The 10866-nt window shown below is 42.8% G+C and carries 10 protein-coding genes and 1 pseudogene; 4 read left to right on the forward strand and 7 right to left on the reverse strand.

The genetic code is table 11. The features are described from left to right. Nucleotides 1-19 precede the first annotated feature (19 nt). The 6 genes from BWI96_RS18155 to BWI96_RS18175 form a co-directional block, all read right to left on the reverse strand. A complete protein-coding gene (locus tag BWI96_RS18155; protein ID WP_106637943.1) occupies nt 20-718 on the reverse strand; it encodes a hypothetical protein in 699 nt (232 codons plus the stop codon). A 1000-nt stretch (nt 719-1718) separates the two neighbouring features. Next, nucleotides 1719-3227 carry a choice-of-anchor I family protein gene (locus tag BWI96_RS18160; protein WP_232793798.1) on the reverse strand — a complete coding sequence of 503 codons (1509 nt, stop codon included), beginning with the start codon at nt 3225-3227 and terminating at the stop codon, nt 1719-1721. Nucleotides 3228-3834: 607 nt separating this feature from the next. Then, complete coding sequence (locus tag BWI96_RS23435; RefSeq protein ID WP_369804212.1) at nt 3835-4155, reverse strand: hotdog domain-containing protein; 321 nt, start codon at nt 4153-4155, stop codon at nt 3835-3837. Nucleotides 4156-4190: 35 nt separating this feature from the next. Further along, nucleotides 4191-4358 carry a hypothetical protein gene (locus BWI96_RS23440; RefSeq protein ID WP_369804213.1) on the reverse strand — a complete coding sequence of 56 codons (168 nt, stop codon included), beginning with the start codon at nt 4356-4358 and terminating at the stop codon, nt 4191-4193. Nucleotides 4359-4619: 261 nt separating this feature from the next. Beyond that, a complete protein-coding gene (locus BWI96_RS18170; RefSeq protein ID WP_106637954.1) occupies nt 4620-5834 on the reverse strand; it encodes an NADH-quinone oxidoreductase subunit D in 1215 nt (404 codons plus the stop codon). Nucleotides 5835-6034: 200 nt separating this feature from the next. Then, nucleotides 6035-6865 carry a 1-acyl-sn-glycerol-3-phosphate acyltransferase gene (locus BWI96_RS18175; protein WP_106637944.1) on the reverse strand — a complete coding sequence of 277 codons (831 nt, stop codon included), beginning with the start codon at nt 6863-6865 and terminating at the stop codon, nt 6035-6037. A 176-nt stretch (nt 6866-7041) separates the two neighbouring features. On the opposite strand from BWI96_RS18175, the gene BWI96_RS23445 reads away from it, so the two are divergent. The 4 genes and pseudogenes from BWI96_RS23445 to BWI96_RS23455 all read left to right on the forward strand — a co-directional run bounded on the left by BWI96_RS23445 (nt 7042) and on the right by BWI96_RS23455 (nt 9952). After that, complete coding sequence (locus tag BWI96_RS23445; protein ID WP_369804214.1) at nt 7042-7305, forward strand: response regulator transcription factor; 264 nt, start codon at nt 7042-7044, stop codon at nt 7303-7305. Between the two features lie 11 nt (nt 7306-7316). Further along, nucleotides 7317-7718, forward strand: a complete 402-nt coding sequence (locus BWI96_RS23450; RefSeq protein ID WP_369804215.1) for a response regulator transcription factor — start codon at nt 7317-7319, stop codon at nt 7716-7718. A gap of 104 nt (nt 7719-7822) precedes the next feature. Then, nucleotides 7823-9082 carry a HAMP domain-containing sensor histidine kinase gene (locus tag BWI96_RS18185; protein ID WP_106637945.1) on the forward strand — a complete coding sequence of 420 codons (1260 nt, stop codon included), beginning with the start codon at nt 7823-7825 and terminating at the stop codon, nt 9080-9082. Nucleotides 9083-9143: 61 nt separating this feature from the next. Next, a pseudogene (locus BWI96_RS23455) lies at nt 9144-9952 on the forward strand (HAEPLYID family protein). Nucleotides 9953-10169: 217 nt separating this feature from the next. Here BWI96_RS23455 and BWI96_RS18200 read toward each other — a convergent pair. Next, the gene (locus tag BWI96_RS18200) at nt 10170-10763 is read right to left on the reverse strand and encodes an aminotransferase class IV (protein ID WP_106637948.1); all 594 of its coding nucleotides are present in this window, start codon (nt 10761-10763) and stop codon (nt 10170-10172) included. Nucleotides 10764-10866 lie beyond the last annotated feature (103 nt).

Here is a 10866-nt window from a genome sequence, read left to right on the forward strand (position 1 = left end):
TTAGTTATTTAATAAGGGGTTATTTATTTAAACGGTACGAAAGACCAAAAACCAGCACTGGATAGTACTTCAGAGGCTGTAGGTTTTTTTCAATGACAGGACCCTGATCTTCAGAAGGCTGGAGCATTTTAGTAGCAACCAGCGAAATCATGGGTGATTGTTGATAAAAGAAGCCTATATCAGCATTGAACTTCAGGCGTTTTCTTAAAAAGGGTTGCCCGAATCCGAAGCCTATGTAAGGAGCAACTTTGCTGAATTCAGCTTTACCGGACAGAGAGCCAACTTCCTCTACTGTAAATGATAAGTCTTTAAATTTGACATCTCTGGTGGGAGCACCATCGAAGTTTACTTGATTTAAGTTTACCATTAATCCCCCGGTAAGGCGTAACCCCACTCGTTTAAATGGATAGTAGTCAAGTAATGCGTTGATCGTATTTAATTTGATTTTACCATTCAATCCAATCTGGATGTCATCCGTAGCAGAACCTGATACAAAACGAGCATTATAATTGAATGCACTTATCCCCAGACGTGCATCAAAGCGTCGATTGATGGATCGATAAATATCCAATCCCACACCGCTAGTTCCTACCTTTAAGCCCACAGCGAAGCCATTGGTATATTTAGGCAAAGGACGTTCGGGCTCCGGTTGGTCTACGGTCTGCCCCCAGCTTTGAAATGCTATGATTATCATAACAGGAAATAAAATTTTTCTCATGGACAATGATTAGGTTTAATGGGGTGATAATTGGGAATAAATTAAAATAAACGCTGGCGGTTAAATCATATAGTGGGTTTTGATTTGATTTTTATTAAACTAATGATAGATGAAAATATATAATTACGTGAGTAATGGCGAGGGTTTTATGTATGCTTATTAATTTATTTGACTTGTTAAATAAGTAGGTTTTTATTAAATGTTATCTGTATTTGGTAATTAAAAAAACATTATTAGTATGACAAATGTGTTACTGTATCTGCGTAGATACGTTAACTGACATCGTTTTATATGAATGATAATTAGCTTTCGAAATATTAGGTTTTATGCTATACTGCTGCTGGAATTAATAGTGATTTTATACTAAATGAATTGTAGTATAATGTTCTGTTATTGAGTTGTTTATGATGCAAGGTATAGGTCTCGTATAAATATATAAATACCCATAAATGGGGGTTGATTTTTATTTAAATATTTATATATAAGTAAAAAGATATCATTGGTTAATATTTAATATTTTGAATTTTGTTATATATAATATTTAATAGCATTTTTATATAAATCATATGTTTACATATTATTTATTATTTGAGAATTGTACAGATAATAATTCTGTTTTTTTAAACTAAATTATTTACTGATAATTTGTTCTTGATTTTTGATTATATATGTCGTGTATAAGTCGATATTATCTATGATTTGTACTGTTATCGATCTATAATATTATTTCAATAAAGTAAAATAGTATAATGGAAATGTATGGTTTTCAAGTAGTAAAAAATCGATTAATAACCTTTTAAAAGAGTAGGGATGGATATGAAAAGCTAAAGTAGAAGGTAAATCAGAAAGGTATTTTAAAGCCTAATTTCAAAAAGTTCATTAGTGAGAGAGACTAATGCTGAGAGACGCATTTTGTTGAGGCAAGAAGGTTCTAATGAAAAAAACGTCCCGAAAGTAAGATGCTTTCGGGACGTTAAATAAACCAGAAGGAACAATAAACCTATAATAAATCAGGCTGATAAACCTTAACGGTTCCGTCGCCTTCGCTGCTTACAACCAGCATGCTACGGCCATTCGGGCTCTTATCTGCTGAAATGAATAAAACACCTTCGGGAGCATCACCCGTGGCAATGAGTTGCAGGAATTTCGGAGCTGTAGGATTGGTTACGTCGTACACCGCGATGGCATCCGCACGTTCCAGACCAACGAAAGCAATCGTCTTCCCATTTACGATACCTATTGTAACGCCTTCAGGTTCAACACCTTTATCGTCTGAACGAGAATCGTCGTATTTGCCTGCTTTGATTACTTCTTCTTCCAGAGCTTTACCAATCTCGAAGACCTGCTGACCCGTTGAAGCGTTGAAAATACTGAAACCACGCCCCCCAAAGCCGTACAGTTCTTCGTACAGACCTGCACTGTTTTTTCCCGCAGTCGTCGTAACATTCAAACGGCCCAGGTTTTCATTCTTCTGTAATTCAGTCGCATTCGGGAATTTTGATGGATCAAGTTTCAGCGTGCTGACGCGAGCTTCTTCCTTGAAAGCCGTGTAATCGCGAGCGTCGCCTTCATTGGCAGTAATCAGGTAACCCGTTCCACCGATTTTGAAGTAAGAAATGGCATCGGGCATGTAATAAGATTTTACCGGCCAGGTTTTTAGCTCGATTTTTCCATCTGCATTGGACGCATCAATGGCGTTCATCGCTACGCTATAATCCTTCGTCCCTAGGGGATTGATTTTTAGAATTGTACCCGAAATCAGATCAACCTCAGCAATAGCATTGTTTTCCTGAAGCGTAACCCAGGCCTTTTTAGAATCTTCTGAAATGGCTACGTATTCAGGCTCAATATCTTTAGAAAAATCGCCCGCATTGGGGCCAAATGTACGGAAGCCACCAGCCACTAACTGTGACTGAAGGCTGGCGAAAGCTGTGAAGTTAACGGTCTTTACGCTGTAATTATTCGTAACGTCAATGATCGAAACAGAACCTTCAGGATCGTTCGTGTAAGCTGCGTTTGGTTCTCCTTCGTTAGCCGTAACGATGTATTTCCCATCGGGGCTGAAGGTTACCATGTCGGGTAGGGCACCTACCGTAATTTGTTTGAGTTCAGTCAGCGTGTTGGTATTGATAACAATCACCTTACCATTGGCCTGCTTGTTGGTTGCTTCCAGAGCAACGGCCAGTTTACCATCCGAAATGGCTACGCTATTGGCTACGCCGCCCAGAGTAGAAATATCGATAGATTGAATTTTCTTAGCGGGGAAGGAAGAGAAGTCGAGAACGTCTACAAGAGCTTTGGAAGCGTTGTTAACTGTAAACAAACGCTTCGTAGCGGGATCATAAGCCGAAATCTCAGCGGCGGCCTCACCACCTAGGGTTGTGGTAGAAACCTCACGAAAGGCGGCGGCGTTTTCGGAAAGAACGGGCTGAGGGTTGTGGTCTTTAATACAGGCGTTTAAAGCCATAGCAAGGACGCCTAAAGCCAGCGTCCATTTGTTCCGTATCATATTCGTTTATAGTTAAGAATTAAACAAAAATAGATGACGGAACTCTGCTTATTCGGGCTGTGAATAAGGGTAATAATTATTTAATAAATAGCCTCTTTTCGTAATAAATGGGTAATAGAGTTTGGAGCGGCCGCCGCTGCGGTTTGGAGTTTGGAGTTTGGAGTTTGGAGTTTGGAGTTTGGAGTTTGGAGTTTGGAGTTTGGAGTTTGGAGTTTGGAAAGGGAGAAACCCATAAAGGTAGGCAAGACTTTTTGAAATGGGAGGCATAACCCCGAAGTGGTTGAATATGGATAGCCCCGGTCTGGATGGACCCAGGCTGGATAGCCCCGGATGATAATCCGGGTGTTAACCGAGGAGTCCTGTGTTTCCTATGATCCGCAGGTAGGAATTTGAAAAAGGGAAGAACTCTGTAAAATGGAGAAGACGTTTTGAAATGGAAGTAACAACTTCATCTCCCTGCCGTGGCTGGTGTCCTCACCAGCCGTTACTAAAAGCCTATCGTTTGGTGAGGAAACCAACCACGGTGGATGAAAAGTCTTGATTTTAAAATATCCTCAAAACCGCCTCTTTCCCAGACGCGATAAAGTCGCGTCTGGGAAAGAGGCGGTTAATACCGTCCCTCGGCTAAGGCAGTTTTGATCTGTTTGATCCGTTCGTTGAAGGAAACGTTAGGATAGTCCACACCTTCTACGGTGGCTATTTTCAAAAAATGGGCAATGTCCTCCTGATGCGTCATGCGTTTGCCATTCAGAACAGAAACGTATTTCATCGTGGACCATAATACATTTTTCAATTCCGTCTTATTCTCATTCGTCATCACGTATTCCGTTACCATCGTATCATCATCGTAATAAATGATACTGGCAATGATGGTCACCCATTCACTGACGCGAGCGGGACGGACGTAACCAATCTGATGGTTGTACACTACCCAGGCAGATTGATACTTGCGGAAAGGGTAATCTATCGTGAAACCGTAAATCGAAAAAAGCTGGTCTTCGCGGGCGTGAAGTAATAATCCAGATACTTGGCATTATTCAGATGCTGCATTGGGTCGCAATCCTGAAAACGAATAAGGGAATGGGATTCAGTTTTTTTAGGGTAATTACGGTCGGGGTCGAGTTGAAACATGAGATATTTTGGGTTTTGAGCGGCCGCCGTTGCGGTTTAGCGTTTTGAGTCAAGGCATATACTTAACTCAAAAGGCCAGCCTTCGGGGAGTTATAGCATACAAACCAAGCTAGACCCAACTAAGTTATAAACGTCAAAAGAGAATTCACCAGCAATAACTGAAAATTCCCTACCGGGGCATGGATCGTCAAGAACTATAAATAATTGTGGCTGGTGTAGACACCAGCCACGGTAAATGAAGAACAATAATAACACAAAACCCTACCGATCTACCTCGCCCATTACCAAATCCAGCGAACCAATGATGGCTATTAAATCAGCCATTAAAGCTCCGCGACTGATTTCTGAAATAACCGAAAGATTATGATACGAAGGCCCGCGTGACTTCATACGAATGGGAACGTCCGATTTTCCGTCCGTACGAATATAGAAACCTAGTTCACCTTTGGCTCCTTCGCCGCGAGCGTAGAAATCCATAGCTTTCGGACGAATCTTCTTTGGAACAACCGCTTGAGGATCAAAGTCTTTGGTACGAGTATACTTGCCCGTTAGCTGTTCCAGACATTGGTCAATGATTTTAACGGATTCCCAGCATTCCAGCACCCGAACGTAATTCCGATCCCAGCAATCACCGACGGTACCCATTTTTCCCTCACCAATGGGAATATCGAAGTCCAATTCTGGATATACTGAATAGTTATCCACTTTCCGTAAATCCCAGCGTAAGCCCGAACCGCGAAGAACGGGCCCGGTACAACCGTAATCAATCGCTAACGGCAGAGGCAATACCCCTACCTTAGCCGTACGGCGAACGAAGATTTCGTTTTCAATTACCAGTTGCTGTAGCTCAATCAGTTTAGGCTTTACGTAGGTAATAAACTCGCGGCAGCGATCTTCAAAACCCACGGGTAAGTCGTAAAACAAGCCTCCAATCCAAATATAGTTGTAAAGCATGCGGGCACCCGTCGTCCATTCCAGCATTCGCTGAATGTGTTCGCGGTCCCGCATGAGCCAGAGAAAAGGCGTATAGGCCCCAATATCCAGAGCATACGTACCGATGGCGACAAAATGCGAAGCCAGACGGTTCATTTCCGCCACCAAAACCCGGATGTATTCCACCCGCTTCGGAATATCGTTTTCAATGCCCAGCATTTTTTCGATACCCATCACGTAGACGTGTTCGGAATTCATTGCCGCCAGGTAATCCATCCGATCCACAAAGGGAATGGTCTGGTTAAAGGGCAGGTTTTCCGCGTGTTTTTCAAAGCAGCGATGTAGGTAACCCAGGTGAGGAACCACATCGACGATCACTTCGCCATCACTGATGACTTCAAGACGCAGTACCCCGTGAGTAGAAGGGTGCTGAGGCCCCAGACTCAAAATCATTTCTTCCGATCGCAAATCCTCCAGTTTGTACTTGTTGGGATCAGAGCGAAGGTGATTGTCTGGTTTGTATTCGTATTGGATAGATGACATAACGGGAAGGTCAATACAGGATTCTTCAAAATTAGAAGGAAAGCCCGGAATCATGCCGAAAAAATCCCAGAAAGCAGTAACGTTTTATTGGGTTTGATTTAGTTAGAAAAGGGTTCAACGTTCGTTGAATTCTTTTTCTACTTTCAAACGCCTCAAACAAAATCAAACTTCAAACCCTTCTAACCACCTCAAACGTTACTCTAATGACCCCATGACGACGCCTTTTCGGCCTGTTTTTTCACGTACCACTGTTTACCTTCGGGATAGTCCTGTTCCAGAAATTCCTCTACCTTACTGACAATTTCTTCCACACTTAGGTTCGAATCAAAACGAATAGGTTCTTTAAAAGTAACCGAAAGCTGAGTGCCCCGTTTTTTGAGCAATAATCCCTTTTTATCGAACGCCCGGCGGAAACCATTAATCACCACCGGAACCACGATGGGATTGTGATCTTTAATCAAATGACCCGTACCTTTTCGGATTGGGGCGTAAGGGCTGGTGGTACCCTGGGGAAAGCTAATAACCCAGCCATCCGAAAGAGCTAAGCCGATTTTGTCAGTGGCCGAATGATCTACCTCTCGTTTGACATCCTGTCCTTTGGCCCGCCAGGAACGGTTAATGGTAATAGCCCCGGCCTGAGCAAAGATCTTTGGGATCAGGCCGCTGTCTTTCATCGTTTCTGATGCCGCCACGTAATACATCCGGGCCCGTGGAGCGAGTAGGTAAATGGGGAGGCCAATCCAGTTCCGAAAGCCCCACTTTACACTACAAAAGATGTGATAGAGGCAGGTTGCATCGGCAAAGTAGGTTTGATGGTTGGACAAAAACAGAACGCCGTTTTCGGGTAATTTTTCGAGGTATTCTGTTCCTTGAATTTTGGTTTTATTTACCCACATCAGCCGACTCCAGGTTAGGGAACCCAGGCTGGCGATGAGCAGACGTTTGGTGAAAAAGAGGTTTCCGAAAGGATCACGTTCGAAAAATCCGAACACGTCGACCATCTTCAGAAATTTCCGAATAATAGATTTCATAGGTTCAGATGACGGAATGGATTAATGTTTTCCGGGCAAAGGTGTACATAAAAACTGTATAAGTCCGTGCCAGTTACTCAGGCAGCGGCGATTTACTTGTCTGAAAGCAGGCGTCTAAATTAATTTCAGATTGTTTCCAGAATTTGAACCCAATTTTAAGCTTTAATTCCAATCCAATGAAACTATTATTGATCGAAGACGAGCCCGGACTGTATCAGACGATTTCCAGTTTTTTAATCAACGAAGGTCACGTCTGTGAGCTTGCCACGACCTATGAGGAAGCCGAGGAGAAAATCGGTGTCTACGCCTATGATTGCGTTTTGATTGATATTATGCTTCCCGGCGGTAGTGGGTTGGACTTACTCAAAGAGCTAAAGAAGTTACACAAAACCACGGGAGCATCGTCATTTCGGCTAAAGATTCACTCGATGATAAACTAAAGGGACTGGATTTGGGAGCAGACGATTACTTGCCTAAACCCTTTCATCTATCGGAGTTGAATGCTCGTTTGCGTTCGGTGTTACGTCGTTTAAAATTTGAAGGGTCGGATGAAATGCAGGTCGGTAGTTTAACGATTGATACTACTGCCCGAACCGTTTTTTATGAGGGAAAAGAAGTGATTCTCAATCGTAAGGAATTCGATCTATTACTCTTCTTCGTGACGAACCAGAACCGGGTTATTAAAAAATCAGCACTAGCCGAACACGTTTGGGGCGATAACATCGACCAGGCCGATTCGTATGATTTTATTTATTCACAAATCAAAAATCTGCGTAAGCGTTTTAGTCAGATGGGTTATGAGTTAAATATTCAGACGGTATATGGGATTGGTTATAAATTTTCGCCCCAGTAAAACATAGAGACGCAATGGATCGCGTCTGATCCCCTACGATTACCTGTAAACGAGTTCCAATAGCTACCCGAACGCAATCAATCGCGTCACTACAGAGATTTAATATGCGACTATTAACCCGTAGTAATCTGATTAGTACCCTTGTTTTGCTAATGGCTTTGGTTATTAGTGGGCTATATATTTACGATCAGGTAAGCGAAGAAGTACGGGATGAAATTGATGAAGAGCTACAGAACCGAAAGCTGGAAATTCTGGCAAGCTTACCTGCTTCGGGTTACTCTGAAAATTCAACTTTGAAAGCTGATTTTCGCATTAACCCGATTAGTCCTTCAGAATACAAAAAGCTAAAAGAGCATTACGAAGATATTGAAGTCTACGAACTGGTTGAGACCGAAATTGAGCCTCATCGGCAGCTCGTAACCAAATTTGAGCATCAGGGGAGGTATTACCAATTACAGATTGAAACGTCATTGCTGGACTTGGAGGACATGGGTGAGGTGATTACCCGTAGCACAGCCTGGGTTTGTTTAGGACTGGTTCTGTTAGCGTTCATAGTGAATCTTCTCCTGCAAAAAAGGCTTTGGCGATCGTTTTACCAGACGCTTGAGCAACTGAAAAACTTTCGCGTGGATCATCAGGATCATCTACTATTACCCCAAAGCTCAATCTATGAATTTCAGGAATTAACGCAAACCGTAAGCACGCTGGTCGAGGTAAACCGGAAGTCTTACCAGCAACAGAAACAGTTTGTTGAGAATGCTTCTCATGAGATTCAGACGCCTCTGGCGATAGCTCTGAATCAAACGGAACAGTTAATCCAAAACCCTGATTTAAAAGAAGAAGATGCCTTAACAATTGGGTTATTAACCGAACAACTCGAACGTTTATCAGCTTTAAATAAGGCTTTGTTATTAATAACGAAGATTAATAATCAGCAGTTTGGGGAGCAGGAATCCGTAGAAGTTAACCCCATGGTGATTCGTCTGATTAATGAATATGAATTTCTGGCGGAAGATAAACAACTGGATATTCAGGTAACGGATGAGCAATCAATCATTGTTCAGGCTAACGAATATCTGATTGAAATTCTGATTCGAAATCTTATTCGTAATGCCTATTTGCACACGCCGGAAAGTGGTTTTATTAAAGTTCAGTTGAGTCCTAATAAACTGGAAATTCGGAATTCTGCCAGGGCCATTGCTGGTAAAACAGAAGATTTATTTAACCGATTTACCAAGCAAAGTACGCATCGACAATCGTTGGGATTGGGTTTATCCATCGTCAAATCCATCTGTGATGCGTACGGCTATCAGCCCAAAATTTCTTCAGATTATGAAAAATTTATGATCAGTATTCAATTCTAGAATTTATTCCAGATTCGTTCCAGAAATGGGTCTGAGCTTTGGCGGTATAATCGACAAAGCCATGAAAAAGCTACTGACCTTCTTCGCTATCCTTTTTGCCTATCATACCCAAGCTCAAACTTCGGATTCCAGCCGGGTATTACCACCGGTAAAACCCGTTAAAGTCTCCCACGCCGAACCTCTATATCTGGATTTGGTGCGTGATTTAGGAGCCCGCAAAGGCGAACGGGAATGGAACGTAGGAACCTCCTTCAGCAAGCACGGCGGGGCGGCTCACTGGCATCCTTTCGTCGAATATGAATTTGCTCCCATTAACCGGCTGGGCCTGGAAGTAGAAGTGCCGCTACAGGCTCAGGTACCCATGGCAGACGATATCCCGAGCAGTAGTTTGAATATGAAAAGTCTGAAAACTTCCCTGCAATGGACGTACGCGGTGATAGAGCCTGGCAAACTTCGCTGGCGGTGGGTTATACCAATGAGTTATTAATCAATCACGAGTCGGGAAAGTTGTTTTCGGCTGAATTAGGCTTTCCGTTTATGGTTGCGGCCAAAAAGTGGGGATCGCAGGTACACACGCTGGTATATGCGGCTCTGGGTGGGGAGAAAAAATGGGGGAAATCACTGGAGCCAACGGGGTATGAAGTAAACCTGGCTTTGCATTACGTTATTCCGCATAGCAAGGCTTTTGTTGGCGTAGAGTTATACCATAGTCAGAATGGTCCCGTCTATGAAAACGCGATTCGTCCGCAGGTACGCGTTGCTCTGAAGAATAATCTATTGGTAGGGTTTGTAAGCAGCTTCTCGCTGAAAAATTCCGATCCGGTAAGTTCTTTCATTCGGATCATCTACGAGCCAAAGAAACGGAAGTAGGGCAGAAAAAGTGGAGCGTTGTAATAAGTCATCTATTCCAGCCTGTTGTCTCGAACGAAGTGAGAGCACTTACTAAGGTTGTGAAAAGTGACTTACTGATAACAAAGGTGCTACTAAAAACAATAAGGTTCTTCGCTTTGCTCTGAATGACAGAGAGGGGGCTTATACTGGTAAAAGAGCTGCGATAAACGAATAACAAACAACCACAAACTAATCACTAACGAATGGCTGAAACAGGCAAAGTAGGAGCCTGATGCCATTCGATCATAGCATTGAAAAGGCGGATTTCTTTAAAATAACGCAAATCGTCAGCGGCGAGTCGTTCAGGAATGATAATTCCGCTGGCTAACAGAGCTGCCCGCCGTGTTCCTAACAGTAGAGGCTGGTGCGGCGTATACCATTCCTGCCCGTCGGATAAAGCAATATTTGTGTAGCTCGTATCGGTAATCAAACCATTTTTTATAATTAACACTTCATCAGCTTTGGCCTGAGCAGTTAACGCGTTCAAAGAGGTACGATCAGAAAATTTGTAGTTATACTCCAAGGCATCAGCGGTAACTAATTCCAAACTTTGAATGGAGCGGATGGTGTAAGGAATGAATTCAACCAGCGTAATACCCTCTGACCCGTAAATCACCCGGCACCGGTAAGTCCCTTCAACATCAAGATTTTCAGGAATGGGAATCATCTCCTCTAAATCCCAGCGATCATTCAGACCAAACAATTCCTTCCGACTCCGATGAATCCGTTGCTGGTGGTAATACAGATTTTCCAGTTCTCCCTGATGAAAGCGAATGGTTTCTAGAAGCATTTAGGGTTTAGGGTTTAGGGTTTAGGGTTTAGGGTTTAGGGTTTAGGGTTTAGGGTTTAGGGTTTAGGGTTTAGGGTTTAGGGTTAGGGTTTAGGGTTTAGGG

This window comes from Siphonobacter sp. SORGH_AS_0500 (assembly GCF_002838835.1).
In the GTDB taxonomy this organism is placed as follows: domain Bacteria; phylum Bacteroidota; class Bacteroidia; order Cytophagales; family Spirosomataceae; genus Siphonobacter.